Annotated in this window: 20 protein-coding genes and 1 pseudogene; 18 read left to right on the top strand and 3 right to left on the bottom strand. The window is 55.0% G+C overall.

Annotated elements, in window-relative coordinates:
* Positions 1–4: 4 nt before the first annotated feature.
* Complete coding sequence (locus DDT56_RS05695; protein WP_136165686.1) at positions 5–307, top strand: chaperone modulator CbpM; 303 nt, start codon at positions 5–7, stop codon at positions 305–307.
* Between the two features lie 54 nt (positions 308–361).
* Here the strand turns inward: DDT56_RS05695 and pfkB are convergent, their stop codons facing one another.
* The 3 genes from pfkB to DDT56_RS05680 all read right to left on the bottom strand — a co-directional run bounded on the left by pfkB (position 362) and on the right by DDT56_RS05680 (position 3,589).
* Positions 362–1,309: a 6-phosphofructokinase II gene (gene pfkB, locus DDT56_RS05690; protein ID WP_136165526.1), complete on the bottom strand. Its 948-nt coding sequence runs from the start codon at positions 1,307–1,309 to the stop codon at positions 362–364.
* Positions 1,310–1,562: 253 nt separating this feature from the next.
* Entirely contained in the window at positions 1,563–2,291 is a 729-nt protein-coding gene (locus DDT56_RS05685; protein WP_136165525.1) for an EAL domain-containing protein, read from the bottom strand.
* Positions 2,292–2,935: 644 nt separating this feature from the next.
* Complete coding sequence (locus tag DDT56_RS05680; RefSeq protein WP_246856731.1) at positions 2,936–3,589, bottom strand: EAL domain-containing protein; 654 nt, start codon at positions 3,587–3,589, stop codon at positions 2,936–2,938.
* A gap of 1,165 nt (positions 3,590–4,754) precedes the next feature.
* On the opposite strand from DDT56_RS05680, the gene cspA reads away from it, so the two are divergent.
* From cspA to DDT56_RS05595, 17 genes and pseudogenes are all read left to right on the top strand, one after another.
* Complete coding sequence (gene cspA / locus DDT56_RS05675) at positions 4,755–4,973, top strand: RNA chaperone/antiterminator CspA (RefSeq protein WP_009114380.1); 219 nt, start codon at positions 4,755–4,757, stop codon at positions 4,971–4,973.
* A 365-nt stretch (positions 4,974–5,338) separates the two neighbouring features.
* Positions 5,339–6,262 carry a kdo(2)-lipid IV(A) palmitoleoyltransferase gene (gene lpxP / locus DDT56_RS05670; RefSeq protein WP_136165523.1) on the top strand — a complete coding sequence of 308 codons (924 nt, stop codon included), beginning with the start codon at positions 5,339–5,341 and terminating at the stop codon, positions 6,260–6,262.
* A gap of 777 nt (positions 6,263–7,039) precedes the next feature.
* On the top strand, positions 7,040–8,389 hold the full coding sequence (locus tag DDT56_RS05665; protein WP_136165522.1) for an NCS2 family permease: 1,350 nt from the start codon (positions 7,040–7,042) through the stop codon (positions 8,387–8,389).
* A gap of 374 nt (positions 8,390–8,763) precedes the next feature.
* Positions 8,764–9,700: pseudogene (locus tag DDT56_RS05660) on the top strand (membrane dipeptidase).
* Positions 9,701–9,718: 18 nt separating this feature from the next.
* Complete coding sequence (locus DDT56_RS05655) at positions 9,719–10,795, top strand: ABC transporter substrate-binding protein (RefSeq protein ID WP_136165521.1); 1,077 nt, start codon at positions 9,719–9,721, stop codon at positions 10,793–10,795.
* 23 nt (positions 10,796–10,818) lie between these two features.
* Positions 10,819–11,892: an ABC transporter ATP-binding protein gene (locus DDT56_RS05650; RefSeq protein WP_136165520.1), complete on the top strand. Its 1,074-nt coding sequence runs from the start codon at positions 10,819–10,821 to the stop codon at positions 11,890–11,892.
* Positions 11,889–12,752: an ABC transporter permease gene (locus DDT56_RS05645; protein ID WP_136165519.1), complete on the top strand. Its 864-nt coding sequence runs from the start codon at positions 11,889–11,891 to the stop codon at positions 12,750–12,752. The genes DDT56_RS05650 and DDT56_RS05645 overlap by 4 nt, the downstream gene beginning before the upstream one ends.
* A complete protein-coding gene (locus DDT56_RS05640) occupies positions 12,749–13,546 on the top strand; it encodes an ABC transporter permease (RefSeq protein ID WP_136165518.1) in 798 nt (265 codons plus the stop codon). Before DDT56_RS05645 ends, DDT56_RS05640 begins: the two co-directional genes overlap by 4 nt.
* A 38-nt stretch (positions 13,547–13,584) precedes the next feature.
* Positions 13,585–15,072 (top strand): carboxylesterase/lipase family protein, encoded by a 1,488-nt coding sequence (locus DDT56_RS05635; RefSeq protein WP_136165517.1) that lies wholly within the window; start codon positions 13,585–13,587, stop codon positions 15,070–15,072.
* Between the two features lie 203 nt (positions 15,073–15,275).
* Positions 15,276–16,922: a Na+/H+ antiporter gene (locus DDT56_RS05630; protein WP_136165516.1), complete on the top strand. Its 1,647-nt coding sequence runs from the start codon at positions 15,276–15,278 to the stop codon at positions 16,920–16,922.
* A gap of 298 nt (positions 16,923–17,220) precedes the next feature.
* Positions 17,221–17,931 carry a response regulator transcription factor gene (locus DDT56_RS05625; protein ID WP_136165515.1) on the top strand — a complete coding sequence of 237 codons (711 nt, stop codon included), beginning with the start codon at positions 17,221–17,223 and terminating at the stop codon, positions 17,929–17,931.
* Positions 17,909–19,366 carry a sensor histidine kinase gene (locus DDT56_RS05620; RefSeq protein ID WP_136165514.1) on the top strand — a complete coding sequence of 486 codons (1,458 nt, stop codon included), beginning with the start codon at positions 17,909–17,911 and terminating at the stop codon, positions 19,364–19,366. The genes DDT56_RS05625 and DDT56_RS05620 overlap by 23 nt, the downstream gene beginning before the upstream one ends.
* 228 nt (positions 19,367–19,594) lie before the next feature.
* On the top strand, positions 19,595–19,819 hold the full coding sequence (locus tag DDT56_RS05615; RefSeq protein ID WP_136165513.1) for a Flp family type IVb pilin: 225 nt from the start codon (positions 19,595–19,597) through the stop codon (positions 19,817–19,819).
* 5 nt (positions 19,820–19,824) lie between these two features.
* Positions 19,825–20,379, top strand: a complete 555-nt coding sequence (locus DDT56_RS05610) for an A24 family peptidase (RefSeq protein WP_136165512.1) — start codon at positions 19,825–19,827, stop codon at positions 20,377–20,379.
* A gap of 48 nt (positions 20,380–20,427) precedes the next feature.
* A complete protein-coding gene (gene cpaB / locus DDT56_RS05605) occupies positions 20,428–21,375 on the top strand; it encodes a Flp pilus assembly protein CpaB (protein ID WP_136165511.1) in 948 nt (315 codons plus the stop codon).
* 83 nt (positions 21,376–21,458) lie between these two features.
* Entirely contained in the window at positions 21,459–22,892 is a 1,434-nt protein-coding gene (locus tag DDT56_RS05600; protein ID WP_136165510.1) for a type II and III secretion system protein family protein, read from the top strand.
* Between the two features lie 24 nt (positions 22,893–22,916).
* Positions 22,917–23,600, top strand: coding sequence for a CpaD family pilus assembly lipoprotein (locus tag DDT56_RS05595; protein ID WP_136165509.1), 684 nt, complete (start codon positions 22,917–22,919; stop codon positions 23,598–23,600).
* The last annotated feature ends 1 nt before the right edge of the window (position 23,601 follow it).

Raw genomic sequence — 23,601 nt, 5'->3', positions numbered from 1 at the left:
TATGATGGCTGAAGAAATGACATTTACCGTGGTGGAACTGTGTCAGTCAGTAAATATCTCTCAGGACGAACTGATTGAAGTCGTCGGGCTGGGCGTTATTGCGCCGTTGGAGCGGGATAAACCGCGCTGGGTTTTTGATTATGACGCGGTGAGCTGCCTGCGGCGTGCCCGGCGGCTACAGGCCGAGCTGGATCTGGACTGGTCGGGCATTGCGATGACGCTGACCCTGCTGGACAGAATCGACGAACTCAAGAAAGAGAATGAGCAGTTGCGCAGACATCTTGATCGCTTTTTGCTCTCATCATAAGGCGTTGACGGGGCTGAAATATTTATTGCTCAGCCCCAGCGGGATCGACCCCATTCAGGCGGATAACGCCTTGCTCTGGCAAATGTACTCATACAGGCGCTGCGTATCCTCCTTCGCGCACAGACGCGTGCCGTGGTTCAGCGTCGCCGCTGTCCCTGCGGCGACGCCATAGCGCACCATATCGCCCAGCTCGGCGCCGGCGGCCAGCTTTAATGCCATGGCGCCGACCATACTGTCCCCGGCGCCTACGGTGCTCATTTTCTTCACCGGCGGCGGTACGGCCTGGATACAGTCTTTACCATCGATTGCCAACGCCCCCTGCGGACCCAGCGACACCACCACCCGCTCAGCCGCGCCTTTGCGCACCAGTTCAGCCGCCGCGTTATAGACGTCATCCGGGCTTTCCAGCGGGTGTCCGATCAGGGCCGACAGCTCATTCTGGTTAGGTTTCACCAGCGCCAGTCCCCCCAGTTGCAGGCAGGCTTGCAATGCGACGCCGGAGCTATCGACAATACAGCTTAACCCGCCCGCCTGGGCCTGTTTCACCAGATGGGCCAGCTTATCGACGTCGCAACCGGGCGGCAGGCTGCCGCTGATAACCAATAGCGACCCCGCCGGGATCTGCAATACCCGCTCGGCCAACTGGTTGAACTCGCTTGCGGCCAGCCTGGCGCCGGGCATCACAAAACGGAACTGTTCACCGCTATTATCGGCGTGAACGTGCAGGTTCTGCCGCGTCCAGTCCTGCGTACGCAGCGTTTCGGTTCCTACGCCTTCTTGTTCGAGCAACTCGGCCAGATGCTCGCCCGTAGGACCGCCAATCGGAAAAATTGCCCGGGCTTCTCCCCCCAGATGGACAATGGCCCGGGCAACATTAATGCCGCCGCCTCCGGGTTCGAACACCGGGGCCGTGCAGCGTAGTTTCCCTTCAGGGTAAATTCTGGGCGTGGTTGTGGCGCAATCCAGAGACGGGGCAAGGGTGAGCGTAAAAATCTGCGGCATAATATGTCCTCCATTCAGATTTATTAATATTTATCTATTTGATTTTAATGATATTTAATATTTTCGATAGGCTCAATCCTGTTTGATGAGGAGACGTTCCGTCAGCCGTTTTACCTGTGAGACGCATTATGCTGATTAATTGATTATGGAGGAAAAACGCTTAAGTTTCCTGTGGATTGCAATATGACGGGTATTTCTGATTGAACAACTGCGGATAGCGAACGACAGACAGTGGAAAGAAAAGATTTTCACATCATGTGCGCCATGGCGGTCGCGCGTTGGCTTGCGTTGGCAATTCCGGTAAGTTATCGAGCAGGTAAGTCGGGTAAATGTTTCCTTGCACCCCTTCAATTCCGCAGTGTTTCAAATACTCATATTCTGAATAGTCCTGAAGGCCGTCAATAATGACGCCGCGGCAGAATTTTTTTATATTTTTCACCAGTACCGGGAAAATATGATCTTTGCGACTTTTCATCATCTCCAAATAGAAATTTTTATCCAATTTGATATAGCTGAAAACAGACTGGGTAACGGCATAGAGGCTGGCGTTGCCTCTGCCCAAATCATTCAGCCAGAGCGGATAGCGTTCGTGCAATTGTGCCAGCAACGGATTGCGCTTCCCATCGTTAAGATTTGGGAATAATTCATCTATTTTCAGATGGATAAAGGGGGAATTGTCTAGTAAATCACTCAGATAGCGATCCTGTAATAGAAAAGTCGCCGTACCGAAATCAATGTTTACGGTTACCAGGACGTCGTTATCAATGAAGTATGATCGTTTCTCTGAAATACATTCCAGTTGCTCAATCAATAAGATTTGCTTTTCTGACGGGCTCATGGCTTGAATGCGTTTTTCGGTACTCAGTCGTCCATCCTTATCCCGGGCAAGCAATTCCATGGCGAACATTTTGTACTGGTAATTATAAATGGGCTGGGTAACATAGTGCCACCTGCCGTTTAAGTCTAATATTGAATCTACCATCTTCCGACTCCCTGTTTACGAAGGTGCGGAATATTATTGATCGATCAGTAAAACTGATCAATATATGATTATTAATTGCTTAAAATGATTGATTGGCCGATCGATCCAGCCTATTTTGATAGGCTATGCCGTTGAATAATATTGAAAAAATTTTGTTTAGTGCAAAATTAAACAGGGGGGGGATTTGAAAGAAAATATTACTTATCAATATATAATTTCACCAAAGCGAAATTTTTTCATTTGAACTGTTATGCAGCGGAGTTTGGCGCAACACTTTATGGTCGGCGGCCTATATGTATTCAAAAATAATAATTTGCCCGCGAAGTTTTCGCGTGACGCTAAACAATAGCGCACCAATTGTACCGGCAGTCTGGTCGACTTTGGATGCCGTCGGTCCTGCGCGCGCAACGCTTTACTATCCGGCGTAAAAGTGACCTCAAGGCCGCCCGCCAGGCGGCGGCGAGCCCGTTCCGGGGACAGAGCGATCCCCTGCCATTGCAAGCACGGGAATAGTCATTATCTATCCAACCTTCGTTTTCTCATTTTTCGTTTTTTGATTAATTTATCTTTATTTATATTTTTACGGTGTTTTATGAAGGAATAGATAGTGATTAAAATTGATGCTAATAATATGATCGGTAGGCTCATTTTTTTAATATTGGTAAATTATCTAATCTATAGCTCGGGTAAATATGCCCTTGCATTCCGTCTATGCCGCAAGTTTTTAAAAGGAAATATTCTGAATGGTTTTGTACTCCCTCTATAATGACGCCTTGGCAGTATTTTTTAATGTTTGATATCAGTACAGGTAAGGTATGTTCCTTTCCGTTTCTTATCATTTCCCAGTAAAAGTTCTTATCCAGTTTGACGTAGCTAAAGGTAGATTGGCTGAGCGCATAAATATTGGCGTTTCCACTGCCAAAGTCGTCCAGCCACAGCAGGTAACGTTCATAGAGTTTTGCAAGGAGTGGATTACGTAGCCCATCACTAAGGTTCGGGAAGTTTTCGCTTATCTCCAGACGAATAAAGGGTAATTTATCCAGTAAATTCCTGGTATACGAATCCTGGGACAAAAACATCGCCATGGCGAAATCAATGTTCACTGATAGCAGTATGCTGTTATCTATAAAATAGCATTGCTTTTCTGTAATCGATTCCAACTGGTTCACCAGTAACGCTTGCTTTTCAGATGAGCTCATCCTCTGAATGTATTTTTCCGAATATAGCCCCTGGTCATTAAAACGAGTAAGCAGCTCCATCGCGAATAGCCGGTTCTGGCAGCTATAGATGGGTTCCATAACATAGTGCTTCTTAGCATATGAGATTGACTTGACGGCCATCATAATTCCCTATTTGGCTCTGTTTTGAGCATTATTGATCGATCAGTAAAACTGATCAATATATATATATTAACCTGCTAAAACGATTGATTTATCGATCAATTCTGACTATTTGATAGGTTAAACCTTTGATCATTCTAAAATATTCTGGCATAGCCGATTACGGCCTGAATTTCCCGAGCCTAATCGGCACGCTGGTAAGATTTATGGATGCGGTGAGGGGAGAGCGGTCAATCGATGGTTCGGGGTGAAGCCGGCACTGTTCTGAGATTGACCTCGGATAGCGCCTCTGAAAGTATCGGCTAGATGGCTATGACTGATAAGATACAAGGTGATAGCCTTGATTAAGCGTTTGGTATTATTCTTGCCAGCCTGAAATAATAATAGGCTGACCTGTCGTTAATGGGCGCGGATATTGCCAAGCTTATTCAAACAACCAGGGCGGCTATTCTTTGGCGTGCGCGTCCTGGTTTTTTTCCAGAATGGAAATGGCGGTCATCATCCCTTCCATATCTTCTCTTTTTCCCATGTCGTTGAGTTGCACATACATAAAATCAAGCAATGTGCGTGTATTTACCGGTCTGCCTTGTTTGCAAACCAACACGGGTAGCCCGGCCAATAATGGCTTCAACGCGTGAGCGCTGTGCCGGATACCAGGTCAAATTATGGGTATTCATTGATTACCTCCGGCTTTTTTCGATGCGCCAGCATACCACATTTTACATTGGAAAGCGGGGAATGATGTTAACGACGCCAGATGGGGGAATAAATTATTTAAAAGTAAAGTGATAGTTATCATAAGGATGGGGGATATTTCTTCCTGGCTTATCCCGATTGCCGTACGCTGTGCGAATCTGAATGGTCATTATATTGCGATGACGGACATCCAGAATTCTTTGCAAGAAAGGCTTGCTATAAAAATTCGTTCGTGCGTTAATAGCTTCAACGGCCTGGAATGCAGACCTATTTATGAAAGACATTGTAATTAAGCGGTTCCTAGTTCAAGCGATGCACCCAATCTCTTATCCGACGAATTTCCTTCTTATAAGTGCCCATAAGTAATCACTGTGACAGACCATCTCCGCCCTATAGTGGCTATCTAAATATATAAAGGAAATTCTCTATGTCTAATAAAATGACTGGATTGGTAAAATGGTTTGACGCTGGTAAAGGTTTTGGTTTCATCACCCCGACTGACGGCAGCAAAGACGTATTCGTTCACTTCTCCGCCATCCAAGGCCAGGGTAACGACTACAAAAGCCTGGACGAAGGCCAGAAAGTGGAATTCAGCGTTGAAAGCGGCCAGAAAGGCCCATCAGCAGTGAATGTTTCCGTAATCTAATGGTCTTCCGCCGATGAACCTTACCTGGCTTTAGCGCTTTCGTCCGGTTCATCGCTGAAAAAACCTGATTATGCATTAAGCCCCGCAGATATTCTGAGGGGCTTAATTATTTCTATTGTTACTACTCCTATCCTTATTCCGAATCGAGTATCATGTCCGCAGCTGTTGCCGATTGGCTGGTGGGACCTGAATACGTCTCATGCCCCTTCCAAACCCGCTTTCCCTGAACCATAAAGACTGAGGCGGTTAGACTGAATTGCGTGCAACACGGCAACTATTATACGGTAGGTAGTGTCATATCGATGTAACGTACAGGAGTGCTTTCTTTATGCGGTACGCGCTTTGAACACTTAAAGATGAGTCTCATGAGAATTAAACAAACATTTACCAGGGCTTTCCTCCATCCTCGTTACTGGATCACATGGTTCGGTCTCGGCTTCCTGTTTCTGCTGGTGCAACTTCCCTATCCGCTGCTGATGAAAATCGGCAGCAGCGTCGGCCGCTTTTCCCGCTTTTTTCTTAAACGCAGAGTGGCGATTGCCCGGCGTAACCTTGAACTTTGCTTTCCCGCTGTTTCTGCCGCGGAGCGGGAAGCGATGATCGTCAATAATTTCTCTTCGCTGGGAATGGCGCTGGTGGAAACGGGTATGGCCTGGTTTTGGTCGGATCGCCGTGTTCGCCGCTGGTTTGCCGTGTCGGGACTGGAAAATTTACAGCAAGCCTGCGCCAAAGAGCGCGGGGTGATGGTGATTGGCATCCACTTTATGTCGCTGGAACTGGGCGGCAGGGCGATGGGGTTGTGCCAGCCACTGATGGCGATGTATCGGCCGCATAACAATAAAGTGATGGAGCTGGTACAAACCTGGGGGCGCTCCCGTTCCAACAAGGCGATGATCGATCGTAAGGATCTGCGCGGCATGGTTCGTGCGCTGAAAGGGGGCGAGGCCGTATGGTTTGCTCCGGATCAGGACTACGGCCCGAAAGGCAGCGTTTTTGCGCCATTCTTCGCCGTGAAGAAAGCGGCGACCACCAACGGCACTTTTACCATTGCGCGTTTAGCCAGGCCGGCGATGGTCACCACGGTGCTTATCCGCAAGCCTGACGCTTCCGGGTATAAGCTGGTGATTCAGCCTGAGTTGCAGGATTATCCGTATCATGACGAGCAGCAAGCCGCCTGTTACATGAACAAAGTGATAGAAAAGGAAATCATGCGCGCGCCGGAGCAATATCTTTGGCTGCATCGCCGTTTTAAAACCCGCCCCAGCGGGGAAGTTTCGCTGTACGCCTGAGAGGGTTGGGGCTGTGCGGTACTCTGGCGCTGGCGATCGCCGTTGTCACGGGATCCGGCGCCAGTGAGTGACTCAGCGGTAATCTAATCGGGCGGCAATCACCCGGTACGATTAACGGAAGATGGCGAGGGGGTTGCTACCGCAGTAGGTTTTGCCCAGCGCGTTTAATAGTTTATTGATTTTACGGACAATGTTCATTTTTATCCCCTTCACGTTTTCTGCTCTCAGAGGTTGAAAGTACCAAAGCTTACGTTGGTGTTTTCAAATATGGCGATGATTTTTTTCAGCAGTTTCATTTTGCGGATTCCTCGTTAGCGAATTTATTTCTGTGATTCTCGTCACGTTTCAAAGCATACTCGCGTTGATATGGCCGGTCAATTTTTTTTGTGATGCAAGTCACAAAAAATGAATGCTGAGTTTGTTTGAAGTAAACCGCCGTTTTGATTCATCTTGTCGCCATCAAAACTTTCCCTTTCGCTGTTTCTCTCCCGGCGATCTGCCGACGTCGCTTTTTATCAGCGGAATGGCCGGCGCGCGATTATGCGGCGACTATAGGTAAATAGTGTTGATTAGCAGTTGAAATGGAGGCCGGGGAAGCAGGATAATCGTTTGCTTCGCATAACCTGGCACAATTTTGTGGTTTTGCATCGCGCGAGGTAATCGTTTGCGTGCACGGCCTTATGGTTCATGGTGCGTCATTGACGCATGCCCGGTGCAAGGCCGGGTGAACAGAACCGCATTGACCTTAATAATGATGACATCTCAGGGGATACCACCATGTCAAATACCACTCGTCAGGCGGATAGCGCGCTTGATGCATTTTTTAAAATAACGCAGCGCGGAAGCAGCGTGCGTCAGGAAGTGTTGGCCGGATTAACCACCTTCCTGGCCATGGTCTACTCGGTGATTGTCGTACCGGGCATGTTGGGCAAAGCCGGCTTCCCTCCGGCGGCGGTGTTTGTCGCAACCTGTCTGGTCGCCGGGTTGGGTTCATTGCTGATGGGCCTGTGGGCCAACCTGCCGCTGGCTATCGGCTGTGCGATTTCCCTGACCGCCTTTACGGCGTTTAGTCTGGTATTGGGTCAGCAGATCAGCATTCCGGTGGCGCTGGGGGCGATTTTCCTTATGGGGGTGCTGTTCACCGTTATTTCCGCCACCGGGATCCGTACCTGGATCCTGCGTAATCTCCCGCTGGGGGTGGCGCACGGAACGGGGATCGGCATCGGTCTGTTCCTGCTGATTATTGCCGCCAACGGCATCGGGCTGGTGATTAAAAACCCGATTGAGGGACTGCCCGTCGCCCTGGGCGATTTTACTTCTTTCCCGGTTATCATGGCGTTGCTGGGTCTGGCCGCTACCATCGGCTTGGAAAAACGCCGCGTTCCGGGCGGTATTTTGCTGGTTATCATCGTGATTTCCATTATCGGTCTGATCTTCGATCCGAGCGTGAAATATCAGGGCTGGTTTGCCTGGCCGACGCTGACCGGCGAGGACGGGACTTCGCTGATTTTCAGTCTGGATATCATCGGCGCGTTGCAGCCAGTGATATTGCCCAGCGTTCTGGCGCTGGTGATGACGGCGGTGTTTGATGCGACCGGTACGATCCGCGCGGTTGCCGGCCAGGCGAATCTGCTGGATAAGGACGGACAAATCATCAATGGCGGCAAAGCGCTGACCTCCGACTCCGTCAGCAGTATTCTTTCCAGCCTGGTGGGGACTTCTCCGGCGGCGGTATATATTGAATCCGCGGCGGGCACCGCCGCGGGGGGGAAAACCGGTCTGACCGCGACGGTGGTCGGGGTGCTGTTCCTGCTGATTCTGTTTTTGTCGCCGCTGTCCTATCTGGTTCCCGGCTATGCTACCGCGCCCGCGCTGATGTACGTCGGTTTGCTGATGCTGGGCAACGTATCTAAACTGAACTTTGACGACTTCGTTGATGCGATGTCAGGCCTGGTTTGCGCGGTATTTATCGTGCTGACCTGTAATATCGTGACCGGTATTATGCTGGGCTTCGGTTCGCTGGTGCTGGGGCGTATTTTCTCCGGCGAATGGCGCAAGCTGAATATCGGCACCGTGCTTATCGCCGTTGCGCTGGTGGCGTTCTACGCCGGCGGCTGGGCGCTGTAATCCGGCGCGGATACGGGGGGCGTCGTCCCCCGTACAACCTTATTCCTTTCCCACGTTTTTCCTGATTTTCCCGCTATCATTTATCACCGGCATCGCGACGCCAATATTCCCTATGGAATCATAATGTTTTTTATTTGGCTCATAAGCTAAGCGAAATTTATAATTAACAAATCACATAAAAGGTGGCTTAGAATGCAAATAATGAATAATAAGTAAGGATTAATAATGGTGGGGTGAGAGAATCTACTTTTAATAAAACTAGCGGCGGGATTTATTTTTCCAGCACGCGGGAAAATAGCCTGCGCGCATCTTGATCGTCAATTCCACTGAATCTACGTCAGAAACTAATCGTATTACATTCAGGTGATAATTTTATGAGCGCCGGGCAATTACACCAGCGGGCCAGGGTTATCGACGGCTTGCAAACCAGCGAATGGACGCGTGAAAATTTTATTGAAATGCGCGCCGCGGGTTTGACCGCGGTTAATTGCTCCTCTGTGCTATGGGAAAATTTTCGCGAAGGGATTGCCTATGTCTCGCAGTGGAAACGCCTGCTGCGCGAAAACAGCGATTTAATCCGCCCGGTAAAAACGGTGGCCGATATTGCCGCGGCCAAACGAGAAAATCGCACCGGGATCATTCTTGGCTGGCAAAACACCTCGCCGCTGGAAGATAAGCTGGACTATATCGAAATTTTCAAGGATCTGGGCGTCGGCGTGATGCAACTGACCTACAACACCCAGAACTACTCCGGCGCGGGGTATCTGGAGGAGCATGACGGCGGATTGACCGGGTTCGGCAAAGAAGTGCTGGCGGAAATGAACCGCGCCGGTATGCATTTCCCATGTGCTGCCGCGGGCGCTGAAGGACGTTAAGCGCAATAAGCCCGATGAGCTGCTGCAGGGCTGCGCCGAAAACGGCGGGATAATCGGCATCAGCCTGTTTGCTCCGGGGCTGGCGGCAGGCAATGACGCCACCATTGAGGATTATCTCGATGCCATGAGTTATGTCATTGAACTGGTTGGGGAAGATCATGTGGGCATCGGTACCGATTTCTCGCAGGGCCGTCCGCGGCCGGGGCCGTATTTGCTGTGGGCCAATCGGGATAAGGGCACCGCTCGCAAGTTAACCGAATTTGGTTCGGTAAAAATCAATAAGCCGCAGGGAATTGCGCGTATCAGCGATATTCCCAACCTGACTGAGCGCATGTTTACCCGCGGCTGGCGGCCCGAACTGATCCTGAAACTGTTGGGCGACAACTGGCTGCGCGTGCTTGATGCGGCATGGCGGCCCGCGGCTGACGCGGTTTGATTAATCTGAGGCAATCCAATGAAAAAAAATACCTTATCCCGCTTTTCATTATTAAAAATGGCCGCAGGGCTAAGCGCCATCGTCTGCTGTGCGCTGATTTCCGTTTCGGCCCATGCTGAGGAGCGCGGGGTGGTTAATATCGTCGGTTTCTCCGGCGTATTTGCCGATAATTATAAAAAATTCGTTATCGAACCCTTTAAAGCCAAATATCCTCATATTGAAGTGAATTACCAGCAAAGCAAGAATTCGGCCGAGTCTCTGGCGTTGCTGACGTTGCAGAAAAATAATCCCAAGATAGATGTGGCGCTGATTGATGTGGCGGTGGCGATCCGCGCCAATAAACAGGGCTTGTTTGCGCCGCTCGATCCGAACATCGTCGGCAATTTAAAAGATATTCCCGCCTGGGCCAATATTGACGCTAATCGCACCATCGCCTTCTCCCAGGATAACCTGTCCATTCTGTATAACACCGATAATGTTAAACAGCCTCCCGGCAGTTGGAACGATCTGACGGATAGTCGGTACAAAGGGAAAATAGCGGCGCCCCTGGCGGATACCCGCGGGGTGATTCTGCTCCCCATTCTGACCAGACTGCAGGGCGGCGATTACAAACGGAGTATTGAACCGGGTATTAATGTGCTCAAGCAAATCGCTCCTAATGTATCCACCTGGGATCCGGCGCCGGACTGCTACGCGGTGATTCAGAGCGGCGAGGCGGATTTGGCGATCTGCTGGAATGGCCGGGCGCAATATCTTCACGATACGCAAGGGGGCAAAATCGGCATCGCCTTGCCGAAAGAAGGCAGCATCGGTCAGACCAACACCATTAATCTGGTGAAAGGCTCCGCGAATGCCCATGCGGCTCAGCTGTTCGTCAATTACGCCATCGGCGCGCAGGCGCAGACCCTGTTTGCCGAAAAGAGTTTCTACGGACCGGTGAATCAGGCGGTGACGCTGCCGGACGCCGTCGCCGAACGAATCTACGGCAGCAAGGAGGCGCAGGCGGCGCAGATGTCGCTGGACTGGCCCTGGGTGGCGGAACAATACGCGCCGTGGATCCAGCGGATTCGCCGCGAAGTCATTGCGCTTAACTGATCATTGCTGCCGACAGGGTTTATATGTCTGATTTCCATGTTGTGGTGGACGGTCTGGTCAAAACGTATCCGGGTTGCGCCGCGCCGTCCGTCGACCACGTCAGCTTTTCGCTATCCCAGGGGGAAATGCTGGCGCTGCTCGGTCCCTCCGGCTGCGGCAAGACGACGATTTTACGCATGATCGCCGGGCTGATAGAGCCGGATGCCGGCACGATAAGCCTGAACGGGCGGGATATCTCGGCCATTCCCGTTTATCAGCGCAATATCGGCATGGTTTTCCAGTCCTATGCGCTGTTCCCGCATATGACCATTGCCCAGAATATCGCCTTCGGTCTGGACGCGCGCGGGGTGGGCCGCACGGAACGGGATGAGCGCGTCAGGAAAGCGCTGGATCTGGTGAAGCTGAGCGGTTTCGGCGAGCGCCGCGTCGGCCAGCTTTCCGGCGGACAGCAACAGCGGGCGGCCATTGCGCGCTCGCTGGTGATTGAACCGGCGCTGTTGCTGTTTGATGAACCGCTATCCAATCTTGATGCCAAGCTGCGCGATGAGATGCGCGATGAGATCCGCGACATTCAGCGGCGCACCGGCGTTACCGCCATTTTTGTCACTCACGATCAGGATGAGGCGCTGTCGATGGCGGATCGTCTGGTGGTGATGTCCGACGGCCGTCTGGAACAAATCGGCACCCCGGGCGATATTTTCGATCGTCCGCAAAGCGACTTTGTGGCCCGCTTTATCGGCAACGGCAACTTTTTCTCGGCGCGCATAACCGGCGAGGGGGTAGCTGAAATCGACGGATTAGGCGCCATTCGCCTTGCCGGCGAGGCGGCGCCGGGCGAGACGGCGCGGTTGTTGATTCGTCCTCACCGTCTGGCGCCGGCCCTGGCGGGGAATAACGCCGGCGTTAATCGCTTCAGCGGCATCGTCGAGCGCATCGTCTATCGCGGACAGGTGCAGTCGCTGACGGTGGTTTGCGGCCAGCATCGGTTGCAGGCGGAGATATTTACCCATGTCGGCTATGCGCCGCAGGTGGGCGAGTCGATTACCCTGACCGTCGATCCCGCCGACGTCACCTTAATCCGGCGGAAAACCCCATGAAAGAGCGGACACATCGGCGCGCCCTGTTGTTGATGCTGCTGTTGCCCGGCCTACTGGCGCTGGGCGTCACCTTCCTTGCGCCGCTGCTCTGGCTGATGCGTGCTTCCCTTTCCCCATCGGCGTTCAGCGGCGACGATGCCTCCTGGACGCTGGCGTCTTATCAAAGCATCGTGCTCGATCCTTTTTACTGGCGGGTGGCCGGCAATACGCTGGCGTTGGGCCTTGGCGTCAGCGCGGCGGCGGTGGCGCTTTCCTATCCGGTGGCGTTATTCCTGGTGCGCAGCACCAGCCGCTGGCGAGGCGTATTAACGGCGCTGGCCGTGGCGCCGTTACTGACCTCCATGGTGGTCAGAACCTACGGCTGGATGGTATTGCTGGGGGATAAAGGGGTGATAAACAGTCTATTGCTGTGGCTGTCGCTGATTGAGTTTCCGCTGAAATTAACCAATAACGCGCTGGGGGCCGGCATCGCCCTGGTGGAGATTCTGATGCCCTACGCCATTCTGGCGATGCTGAGCGGCTTCGGCAGGCTGAACCGCCAGTTGGAGGAAGCCGCCAGCACTTTGGGGGCCAATCGCTGGCAGATCTTTTATCGCATTATTCTGCCGTTAAGCCTGCCGGGGATTTTAACCGCCGCCCTGCTGGTCTTTGTGCTGAGCATATCGGCGTTCGTCACGCCGCGGCTGATGGGCGGCGGGCGGGTTTTCGTGCTGGGCACGGAAATATTCAGCGAAGCCACGGTGACCCTAAACTGGCCGCTGGCCGCGGCCCTGTCGTTTATCCTGCTGCTGCTGTTCGGCGGCATTATTTTCCTGTATCAACGGGCATTGCGCTCTGTGGAAGGGGAGGGCGCGGCATGACGCGTCGCCGTATCGCGGCCGGCAGGGTTGCCTGGCATGCCCTGATCGCGCTGATTTATCTTTTTCTGCTGGCCCCGATTATCGTGGTGTTGATCATTTCGTTTGATACCCGGCAATATCTCTCTTTTCCGCCGGAAAGCTTCTCCTGGGGCTCCTATCGAAAGGTGCTTGATAATGCTGAATTTATCGCCGCTTTCTGGCGTAGTCTGGTTATTGGCGTCACCGTCGGTACGATTGCCGTCGTCGCCGGCATTCTGCTGGCGCTGGCGATAACCCGCTACCGTTTCCGCGGACGACGGCTAATCGCATTTCTGGTGGCCGCCCCGTTTTTGGTGCCGCATATCGTGCTGGCGGTGGGGCTGATGCTGGTGCTTGCGCCGCTGGGGCTGCTCGATAGCTATGGCGGTATTATTCTGGCTCATCTGGGCATTACCATTCCCTACACCGTGCGCACCATCAGCATGAGCCTGCTGGCGGTTGCTCCCCGGCTGGAAGAGGCGGCGTTGATCCACGGCGCCCGGCCGTTTACGGTATTCCGGCGCATTACCCTGCCGTTAATCCGGCCGGGACTGATAGCGGGCGCGGTGATCGCTTTTCTGATCTCCTTTGATGAGGCCACGCTGTCGCTGTTTATCGTCTCAACCCATACCTCGACGCTGCCGACCGAAATTTATCACTACCTGGAATACTCCACCGACCCGCAAATCGCGGCGCTTTCCGTGATGCTGATTTTGATTTCGGTGCTGGTGGTGGTGATTCTGGAGCGGCTGGTCGGGCTACGCAGGGCGCTGTGAGGCCTCGCTTTTATCCTTCTCGAATAGCGGAAAAAAATATGATGATCGTGGAAACGCAGGCCGGCCGGGTGGACGGCGTGATGGAAAACGGCATCGCCACCTTTCTGGGGATACCCTACGCCGCGCCGATTACTGTGGAAAATCGATTTTGCGCGCCGCAGCCGGCGGCGGCCTGGCCGGGGATCCGCCCGGCGAAAACCTTCGGCAGCGTCTGTCCTCAGCAGCCCACCTATGGGCCGGTGGGCTGCGCCGCCGCCTCGCATCTGGCGGCGGGAAGCGATTTTCTGACCCTGAATATCCGCTCACCCGACCTTGGCGGATGCGCGCCGGTGCTGGTGTGGATCCACGGCGGCGGCTACGCGGTGGGTTCGGCCAATGAAGCCCTGTTGCAAACCGGCGCGTTCGCCGCCAGCGGCATTGTGGAAGTCAGCGTGAATTATCGCCTGGGGGCGCTGGGGTTTATGCATCTGGGCGGCGAATATCCCGATAACCGCGGGCTGTTGGATCAAATCGCGGCATTGCGGTGGGTGCAGCGGAATATCGCCGCCTTTGGCGGCGACCCCCGGCGCGTGACTTTCGCCGGGCGTTCGGCCGGCGGTTTTTCCGTCGCCGCGGTGATGGCGATGCCGCAGGCCGCGGGGCTGTTTTCCCGGGCGTTGCTGCAAAGCGGGGCGAGCACCGCGATCGTTTCGCCGGATGAGGCGCGCAAGGTGACCGCCAGGGTATTGCGCGCGCTGAACGCGGACGCGCGCGATCTGAGGACGGTGCCGCTGGAACGCCTGCTGCTGGCGCAAAAATCCGTTTGCGACGAGTCCTATCACCAGCATGACTATGCGCGGGACGGCGCCATAACCATGCTGGGCGTCCCTTTTGTGCCGGTTATCGACGGTATGTCATTGCCGTCGCACCCGGAGCGGGCGGCGGAAGCCGGTCTGACTGCGCCGGTGCCGATGATGATTGGCTGCACGACGGGAGAATATGTCACCCACTCGCAGATGCATGCGGCGCTGAGCTTTGCCGATGCGGCGCGCCTGCTGGATGCGCGCGTCAGACCCTGCGGACTGAGCGGCGCGGAGATTGTCCGGCGCTATCGGGCGCTGCTGCCCGGCCATAGCGCGCTCGGGCTGTGGCGGGCGATCGGCGGCGATCTGGTTTTTCACAATCCGTCGACCCGTTTTGCCCGGTTTCACGCCCGCCGTCAGCCGGTTTATAAATATCTTTACGGCGCGCTGGCGGCGGATGAACTGGGGGCGCCCCACGGCGCCGAAGCCGGGCACGTGTGGTATCGGGACGGCGCCGACCTCAGCCATCTCAAGCCTTATCAGCGCATCGCGGACGCCGCTTTCGCCCGCGCCCTTCACGCCCTGTGGTCCGCTTTTATTCACCATCAGCGCCCCGCCCATGGAGAGATAAACTGGCCGACCTACAGTGAAAACCAGGCGCGGGTATTACGCCTGACGCCGGAAAAGATCTGGCATGAAGCCGATCCTTTTGCCCGGCGGGTGGAGTGGTGGCAAACGGAATAACCCTGCGCTATCCCGTTCGAGGCGTCATCGGTTATCCGTCGGCGTTCGGCGGGTGAAAAAAAATGCGCGAAAGTGGAAATTTCTACGCTCAGACGCCCGTTTTAGTGCCAGAATAAATGCGTTAAACCGTCGGGCCGTACCTCTAGGGACGGGCAGGCCGATCGCCAACCTTTTAATGCAGCGGGAGATAGTCTAAGGAAAGCATGGAAATCTTTTTTACTATTCTTATTTTGACCCTGATGGTTTCTCTGTCGGGGGTGGTTACACGAATTTTACCCTTTCAGGTTCCTCTGCCGTTAATGCAAATCGCCGTTGGCGCCATCCTCGCCTGGCCCCAGTTCGGTTTGCACGTCGATTTCAATCCCGAGCTGTTTATGGTGCTGTTTATCCCGCCGCTGCTGTTCGCCGACGGCTGGAAGACGCCGACGCGCGAATTTCTCAAGCACGGGCGCGAGATTATAGGTTTGGCGCTGATTCTGGTATTGATTACCGTGGTGGGAGTGGGGTACTTCATCTACTGGATGGTGCCCGGCATGCCGCTGATTGCCGCTTTCGCGCTGGCGGCGGTGCTGTCTCCCACCGACGCCGTGGCGCTTTCCGGCATCGTCGGCGAGGATCGCATTCCGAAAAAACTGATGGGGATCCTGCAGGGCGAAGCGTTAATGAATGACGCTTCCGGCCTGGTGTCGCTGAAGTTTGCCGTCGCCATCGCCATGGGAACCATGGTGTTCAGCGTTTCCGGCGCCACGCTGGCGTTTACTAAAGTGGCGCTGGGCGGGCTGCTGGCCGGCGTGGCGGTCACCTGGCTGTACAGTAAATCGTTGCGCATCATCAGCCGCTGGAGCGGCAACGACGCGGCAACGCAAATCGTATTGCTGCTGCTGTTGCCTTTCGCTGCCTATCTGATCGCCGAGCACATTGGGGTTTCCGGCATTCTGGCGGCGGTCGCTTCCGGGATGACCATCGGCCAGTCCGGGATCATCCGCAATGCGCCGTTGGCGATGCGGCTGCGGGCCAACAGCGTCTGGTCGATGCTGGAGTTCGTGTTTAACGGCATGGTGTTCATTATGCTGGGACTGCAACTGCCGGGCATTCTGGATACCTCGATCACCCAGGCGGAGCTGGATCCGACGGTGGAAACCTGGATGCTGTTCACCGATATCGCGGTGATTTATGCGGCGCTGCTATTTTTGCGCTTTGGCTGGCTGTGGATGATGAAAAGATTCAGCCTGCATATCCAGAAAAAGAAGCCGATGGTGTTTGCCGAATTCACCACCCGCGAACTGTGGATCTCCTCCTTTGCCGGCGTACGCGGCGCCATTACGCTGGCGGGCGTGCTCTCCATTCCCCTGCTGCTGACCGACGGCACCGCTTTTCCGTCGCGTTATCAACTGGTGTTTATCGCCACCGGCGTGATCCTGTTTTCCCTGCTGTGCGGCGTACTGGCGCTGCCGCTGCTGTTGCGGGGAATCGTGATGGCGGATAAGGCGGTGTACGTCAAAGAGGAACGCATGGCGCGTGCCGCCGTAGCGGAAGTGGCCATCAACAGCCTGCATAAAATGGAAGAGCGGCTGGCCGCCGATCGTGAAGAGAATATTGACGAGCAGGTGCTGAAGGAGGTCAGCGCCAGGGTGATCGGCAATTTGCGCCGGCAAATCGCCGATCAGGGCGATCCGGAACACAATCTGCTGGTTGAAAATCTGGAGCGCCGTTTCCGGCTGACGGCGCTGAATTCGGAACGAGCGGAGCTTTATCACCTGCGCGCCACTCAGCAAATCAGCAATGAAACGCTGCAAAAGATGCTGCGCGAACTGGATCTGCTGGAGGCGGTGCTGAGCGAAAGGGAATAAGGTTGAGGTAAGGTTACGTCCTATCCCGTTGATTTTTATCTTCCCTGCTATTCCCCGCCGCTCCGCCGGCGGGGGTCTTGCTCAATCTTTGGGCGCAAAATTCCTCCCGGCGATGGTAAATAACTTGTCACTAAATGATAATGATTGTTATTATCCGCCTAATAATTCTTAAATAGCTGTTTTCTGCTGACGCCGCGCCGAACGGTGCGTCATCGGCGTTGCCTGTTATGGCGCCTGAAATAATAAATAGACATTAACCATAAATTAAATAGGCGAATAGCCGTGGTAGGGGAAAAATATGCGCGTACTGGTGGTTGATGATGATTCTGTACTGTGCCATTGGTTGGGCTCCAAATTACATTCGCACGGTTACTCCTGTCGTATGGTGCATGACGGCGCACACGCGTTAAAAGCAATAAAGGACGAAGTTTATGACGTGGTGCTGCTGGACCGAATGCTGCCGATTATGGACGGGTTTACCGTGCTGCGTGAATTACAGGGATCGCGTCACCCGCCGATAATGCTGCTTTCCGCCCTGGATCGCGATGTCGACCGGGTGATGGGACTGGAGCTGGGAGCGGAAGATTATCTCGGCAAACCATTTAATTTTAATGAACTGAGACTGCGTCTGGATATTATGGCGCGGCGCGGTAAACGCCATGCCGATAATTCCTCGGTACTGACGTTTGAAGATCTGCAACTCGACCGTCTGCAACGGGTCGCCTGGCGTGGCGGTCAGCGCATCGACCTGACGGATAAAGAAATCAAGCTATTGATTATACTGATGGAAAATCCCGGGCAGGCGATTACGCGCACCATGCTGCTGGAGCGCGTATGGGGCTATCATTTCGATCCGCAGACCAATTTGATCGATGTGCACATGTCGAAACTGCGGGCGAAAATTGATAAAGGTTTCCCGCGGCCGTTAATTAAAACGCTAAGAGCGATGGGCTATGCGTTGGGTTCTGTTGACAAGGATAGAACGAATGCCGGCAGCGACGCTGAATAAAATAAAAATAAAGAAGCTGGGGCGCCGCTGGCAGCTAAAAATAAAACACTGGCAATTAATAGGGGCAAACCAATATCCCGGTTTTTTATCCACCTCCAATTTCCGGCAGGCGATCACTATTGTTTTTTTATTTTTACTGATGATGCTGATGTGTATTATCGGTTTCAGTTCGTTAAGTGAAACGCTAATCAGAACCCATGTCCGTGAAGTTATTCTGGGTAATATTTATGATTACTCCATGCAGGCGCGTTTAACCAATGCCGAACGTCTGATTACCCATCTGCGGCAGGATAATCAGGCCAAAAACGATGAGCTGCCGTTATTTCTTATCATAAATAACCGCGGCGACATCCTGTATCATACCCATCCGCTGAAAAACCCGCCCGGCGCTGACTGCCGGATGGATGTCGCCTGCCTGAAGGCGATCTTCTCCAGCAAAAACGATCCCGATCTGATTGGCCTATCGGTAATGCTTGACGACGGCGGGGTGCTTTTCACCGCCTATAACATCCGTCCGATGCTGGAGCGGGTGCGCACTATCCCGCTGGTGGCCGGGGCCGGGCTGTTTATCGTGCTGTTGTTTTGTCTGTTCGTCAGCCGCCACTTCAGCCTGCGGAGTTTGCGCAGCGTTGAACAAATCCGCGCCGCGCTGCATCGCTACAGCACCGGCGAGCAGCAGGTGAGGATGCCGTTGTCACCCTATGGCGATGATTTTGACACCCTGAGCGCGGATATCAACCAGAACCTGGAGCGTATCGAACGCCTGATGGAGCAGGTGCGCAGCACCTCCAGCCATATCGCCCATGAGCTGCGCACTCCGTTGACGCATCTGCAAAACCGGTTGTTTAACCTGACGGAACGCGTCGGCCCGCACGGCGAACTGCATGACGAACTGCATCTGGCGCTGGGCGAAGTGCATAAAATCCTCGGGCTGTTCCGCACGGTGATGCGCATCGGCGAGATTGAAAGCGGGCGCTGCATTCACCAGTTTGAGCGCATTGAAGCGCGGCCGCTGCTGGAAGAGATCGCCGAATATTATCAGCCGCTGGCCGAGGAGCGCGGCTGCCGTCTGGTGATCGACGTTAACGCCGGCATTCCGCTGTTTGGCGACCGCGCCTTGCTGTTTCAGGCGCTGGCCAATCTGATTGAGAACGCCCTGAAATACGCCTCCCACGGCAAGTACATCACCCTGAGCGTAAAACTGTACCGCGGCTGGATGGCGCTAAGCGTCGCCGACCGCGGGCCGGGCATCCCCGCGGAGCAGCATGAGAAGGCGTTGCAGCGTTTTCAGCGACTGAATGCCTGGCCGCAGCAGCCCGGTTACGGGCTGGGACTGTCGCTGGTGAAAGCCATCGCCGATCTGCACGGCGGCAAACTCTGCCTGGAGTCGGCCAATCCCGGATTGAACGTCTATCTGTGTCTTAAACGCGGCTAAACGCGTGAATACCCCCGCAAAAAATCGGCATATTTATTATCATTACACAGGCTGTGTATTTTTTTTACTTATTGATTTATATGGTTAATTAGGTGTATTAAAAGATTAACTAATATTAATGTTCCGCGTCTTGTAGTGCTTGATAATAAGTCTCATTATTACTCTTATTAGCGTCATGGCGCCCGTTATTCGCCATGGCTCCTTTAGCTGCGGATAAGAGATCTTCCCATGAATAATATGCGAGCAAAATTAGCGTCCTTCCTGCGCGATGAAAGCGGTGTGACGGCGATTGAATACGGCATTCTGGCGGCGGCGATGGCGGCGGCAATCGGCGCCATTTTTGGCAGCGACGGTATTTTTGTCCAGGCGCTGAATGAGAAGTTCAGCGAAATCGCCGACCAGATCACCGGCGCGGGCACCAGCGGATCCGGCAGCTCGGGAACGGCGAAATAACTCCAGTGGCGGCGTATTACGCGCACTGGCTGCAAACGGCATTACTGGCGGGATGTTTGCTGTGGTGCATGGGCACCGACCTGCTGGCGCGCAAAATACCCAATCAGGCGGTATTGATTTTACTGGCGGGCTGGCTGTTGTTCGCTCTGCTGAATGTGCTGCAGGCCGGCGGGCCGCATATGCCGCGGCTGTGGCAGGCGCTGTGGGCGTTGCCGGGCGCGGCGGCGGTGCTGATTATCGGTTTTCTGCTTTTCCTTACCGGCAGGCTCGGCGCCGGGGATGTGAAGCTGATGAGCGTTTTATGCCTGTGGGTGGGGCATGGGCAGCAGATCGTTTTCGTGATGATCACCGCGCTGGCGGGGGGCGTGCTGGCGCTGTGCCTGCCGCTGCTCAATACCGCGCCCGGCGCGGTCACCATGGGTATTCAAACCACCAACAGGATATTTAAAAGCCGGTTCCCCATGCCGCCTGCTTTGCCGGCCGACCTTTCGCAGGGCATCCCCTATGGGATAGCCATTGCATTTGGCGCGATGTACGTGCTGATTTTTCCCTTGTTTTAATTCTGTCGCTGTTTTTAAGACGCGCACGGCTGAGGTAGGCAAGTTGCCATGAAAGTTAACTCTACATACGTACTGTCAGGGGCGCTGATCCTGGCAGGGATTGTTGCGCTGCTGGTGCGCGGCCATTTATCGTCACCGCCGCCCGCGCCGCCGCAGGCGGAGGTAAAAGCCCCGCCGCAGACCGCGGTGCTGGTGGCGGCGAAGGATCTGCATCCCGGTGATTTTCTTGATTCATCCTCTCTGCGCTGGCAGGTCACGGCAGAACCGGTATCCCGTACTTTTAATTTTATCCGCGGTAAAGACAGCGAGGCGTCCCTGTTCGGCGCCACCCTGCGCGAAACGATGCCCGCAGGCACGCCGCTGAACAGCAATGTGGTGGTAAAGAAGGATGAACCGGGATTTGTCGCCGCCGTGCTGCGTAAAGGCATGCGGGCGATCTCGATTCCCACCAGCGCCGTAGCCAGCAACGCCGGGCTGGTCGCCGCGGGCGATCGGGTCGACATCATTCTCAGCCTGGAAAGAGACGAACAGCCGGAGCCGGCGCCAAGCCGCACGCAGTCGATCGTGCCCCCTATGCTGGCGTCGCAAACCATCGTGCGCGACCTGCGGGTGCTGGCGCTGAATAATCAAACCGATACCGATGTGCGTCCCCGGCAGGATGTTGAGCCGGAAGCCGGCGGCGCGCCGAACGCCAACGCCAGAAACCGCCAGTCCGCCGCCGGCAACCGGCCGCGCGCGGTCAGCTACCAAACGGTAACGGTTGAAGTGACGCCGAAACAGGCCGAAGTGCTGTCGGTGGCGAAAGAGCTGGGCATGTTGCATCTGGCCTTGCGCAGCACCACGCCGGAGGACGCGGACGATGCGCAGACCGGCCGCTCCGACGTGACGACATTATCGCAAACCACCGATATTTATAACGGCCTGTCCGGCGGCGGTCATCAGGTCAAGGTGTTCCGCGGCGAGAACAAAGATGTGCTGACGTTCCCATCCCGATAGGACGAGCAATCAATCCGGCAGTCTCTGAATCGCTCAGGCAGGCTGTTGACGGAAAAATGAAGCCCATTACGGAAATTAAGTAAATGACGATGTTTTCCCTGTTTTTGAAAGCGGATTTTTGGGATACGTGTAAACGATTGCCTGCCGCCTGCTGGCTGGCAATGATGTTCATGCCCGCGACGGCTTTCAGCGCCGGCGTTTCCGAAGTTGCCGAAACCCATGTGGTGCATATGACCGTGCATCAGGGACGGTTATTACAGCTTGACGCTTTGCCGGACAGCGTGCTGGTGGCCGATCCGCAAATCGCCAGCTTTGAACTGCCCTCGCCGGGCAATCTGTTTATTTACGCTAAAAGCGTGGGCACCACCACGCTGTACGCCATGGACGAAAACGGCAACGTTATCAACGCGATCCGCATCGTTTCCGAACATGATCTGAAAGCCCTGCGCGAGCGGATGAAGCGGGAGTTCCCCGGCGCGGATATCCAACTGGAAGCCTCGGTGCCGAGCGGCGTTATCGTACGCGGCAGCGTGGACACCCCGCAGGACGCTAAACGGGTGATCGACAGCGTGCAGGCTTATATCAGCGCCTCTACCGCTGCGGGCGGCGGCGCGGCAGGCGGTGGCGGCGGCAGTGCGAATCTGCCCGGCAGCAGCGAATCGTCCGGCAAGGTCATCAACCAGCTAAAAATCAAAACGCCGTCGCAAATCAATATCCGCGTACGGGTGGTGGAAGTGTCGCGCAATCTGACCCACGAACTGGGCTTTAACTGGGAAGCGTCCCTGAACCGGGGCAGCGGCGTTATCGGCGCGGGCACCGGCACCCTGAGCAACTTCTTTGATTCCGGCACCGGGGCCTTTACCCGGGCGGACGGCAGCAACTTCCTCGGCTTTAACCTCAGCGGCGGCGACGGTTCGCTCAGCACCTTGCTGTCCGCCATGAACAAACAGGGCATGGCGTCGGTGCTGGCGGAACCCAACCTGACGGCCATGTCCGGCGAAACCGCCGCCTTTGCCGCCGGCGGCGAGGTGCCGGTGGTCATTATCACCAACAACAACGTCAATATCGATTACAAGGCGTACGGGGTGATCCTGCGCATGACGCCGACCCTGCTCTCCGCCAACCGCATCAGCCTGCATATTGCGCCGGAAGTCAGCGAACTGACCTCGGTGGGGGCGGTCACGCTGGAAGGGGGATCGACCATCCCGGCGCTGACCGTGCGCCGCGCCGACACCACGGTGGAGCTGGCCAGCGGGCAGAGCTTCGCGCTGGCGGGCATGCTGCGCAGCTCCAACAGTCAGACCGTTACCGGCGTACCGGGGCTAAGCAACATTCCGATGTTTGGCCGCCTGTTTGAAAACGAAGCCTCCAGTCATGAGGAAACCGAACTGGTGATTATCGCCACCGCCTATGTGGTGGAGCCGGTGAGCGCGGGCGAACTGCAAACGCCGGGGCAGGGGGTAAAAACGCTGGACTCGGCAATGCCCAGCTACGGCGCGGTAGGTTACCTCTACTGAACCTGATGATGAAACGGTGAAAAAATGAATAACCAGAATAACGCGATAAAACCGTCAGCCGGTTCGCTACGCAGCCTGACCGTCTGCGCCGTCTGTCTGTTGCTGGCGGCCTGCGGCGATAGTTCGGTGAACAGCCAGCGTCTGCAACGTTACGAGCAGCCGGCGCTGGCGCCGATTGAGGTTCGTCCCTCCTCGCTGGCGGTAACGTTGCAGGTGGCGGCGAACGGGCGCGGCTTTACCCCGGAATCCCTTAAACAGCTCAATGTGATGCTTAAAGATCAGGGGCGGCTGTCGCAACAGACGCTGACGCTGATCCCGCGCAGCGCGCGCGGCGAACACATGGCCGGGCGGCTGGCCAGCGTATTGAAAAATGCCGGCGCCGACGCGCGCAAAGTGAAACAGATGCGGCTCTCTTCCGCCGCCGGCCAGTCCGGCGACCTGGAGGTGATCTCCGAAGCGCTGGCGGTGAAAACCGCCCGCTGCCAGGTGAACGATGCGGACTTGCTGATGGTGAAACCGTTCGACGGCGTGGGATATCTGGGCTGCGCGACGCAAAACAACCTGGCGATGATGGTGGCGGAGCCCCGCGATTTGATTCAGGCGAAAGCGCTGGATGCCGCGGACGGCGTAATAGCGGTCAACAGCATCGAACGCTATCAGGCCGATGAGGTGAAAGAGCTCATCGACATCAACTTTGATGAAGATTAAG

Source organism: Brenneria corticis, assembly GCF_003115855.1.
Lineage (GTDB): Bacteria > Pseudomonadota > Gammaproteobacteria > Enterobacterales > Enterobacteriaceae > Brenneria > Brenneria corticis.
The sequence above is the reverse complement of the archived record's forward strand: the minus strand, read 5'-3'. Positions and strand labels throughout refer to the sequence as shown.

Bases quoted from the DNA above. Each gene is read 5' to 3' on its own strand.
- DDT56_RS05695 (WP_136165686.1), top strand. From the start codon at position 5: ATGGCTGAAGAAATGACATTTACCGTGGTGGAACTGTGTCAGTCAGTA.
- pfkB (WP_136165526.1), bottom strand. From the start codon at position 1,309: ATGCCGCAGATTTTTACGCTCACCCTTGCCCCGTCTCTGGATTGCGCC.
- DDT56_RS05685 (WP_136165525.1), bottom strand. From the start codon at position 2,291: ATGGTAGATTCAATATTAGACTTAAACGGCAGGTGGCACTATGTTACC.
- DDT56_RS05680 (WP_246856731.1), bottom strand. From the start codon at position 3,589: ATGGAACCCATCTATAGCTGCCAGAACCGGCTATTCGCGATGGAGCTG.
- cspA (WP_009114380.1), top strand. From the start codon at position 4,755: ATGTCTAATAAAATGACTGGATTGGTAAAATGGTTTGACGCTGGTAAA.
- lpxP (WP_136165523.1), top strand. From the start codon at position 5,339: ATGAGAATTAAACAAACATTTACCAGGGCTTTCCTCCATCCTCGTTAC.
- DDT56_RS05665 (WP_136165522.1), top strand. From the start codon at position 7,040: ATGTCAAATACCACTCGTCAGGCGGATAGCGCGCTTGATGCATTTTTT.
- DDT56_RS05655 (WP_136165521.1), top strand. From the start codon at position 9,719: ATGAAAAAAAATACCTTATCCCGCTTTTCATTATTAAAAATGGCCGCA.
- DDT56_RS05650 (WP_136165520.1), top strand. From the start codon at position 10,819: ATGTCTGATTTCCATGTTGTGGTGGACGGTCTGGTCAAAACGTATCCG.
- DDT56_RS05645 (WP_136165519.1), top strand. From the start codon at position 11,889: ATGAAAGAGCGGACACATCGGCGCGCCCTGTTGTTGATGCTGCTGTTG.
- DDT56_RS05640 (WP_136165518.1), top strand. From the start codon at position 12,749: ATGACGCGTCGCCGTATCGCGGCCGGCAGGGTTGCCTGGCATGCCCTG.
- DDT56_RS05635 (WP_136165517.1), top strand. From the start codon at position 13,585: ATGATGATCGTGGAAACGCAGGCCGGCCGGGTGGACGGCGTGATGGAA.
- DDT56_RS05630 (WP_136165516.1), top strand. From the start codon at position 15,276: ATGGAAATCTTTTTTACTATTCTTATTTTGACCCTGATGGTTTCTCTG.
- DDT56_RS05625 (WP_136165515.1), top strand. From the start codon at position 17,221: ATGCGCGTACTGGTGGTTGATGATGATTCTGTACTGTGCCATTGGTTG.
- DDT56_RS05620 (WP_136165514.1), top strand. From the start codon at position 17,909: ATGCCGGCAGCGACGCTGAATAAAATAAAAATAAAGAAGCTGGGGCGC.
- DDT56_RS05615 (WP_136165513.1), top strand. From the start codon at position 19,595: ATGAATAATATGCGAGCAAAATTAGCGTCCTTCCTGCGCGATGAAAGC.
- cpaB (WP_136165511.1), top strand. From the start codon at position 20,428: ATGAAAGTTAACTCTACATACGTACTGTCAGGGGCGCTGATCCTGGCA.
- DDT56_RS05600 (WP_136165510.1), top strand. From the start codon at position 21,459: ATGACGATGTTTTCCCTGTTTTTGAAAGCGGATTTTTGGGATACGTGT.
- DDT56_RS05595 (WP_136165509.1), top strand. From the start codon at position 22,917: ATGAATAACCAGAATAACGCGATAAAACCGTCAGCCGGTTCGCTACGC.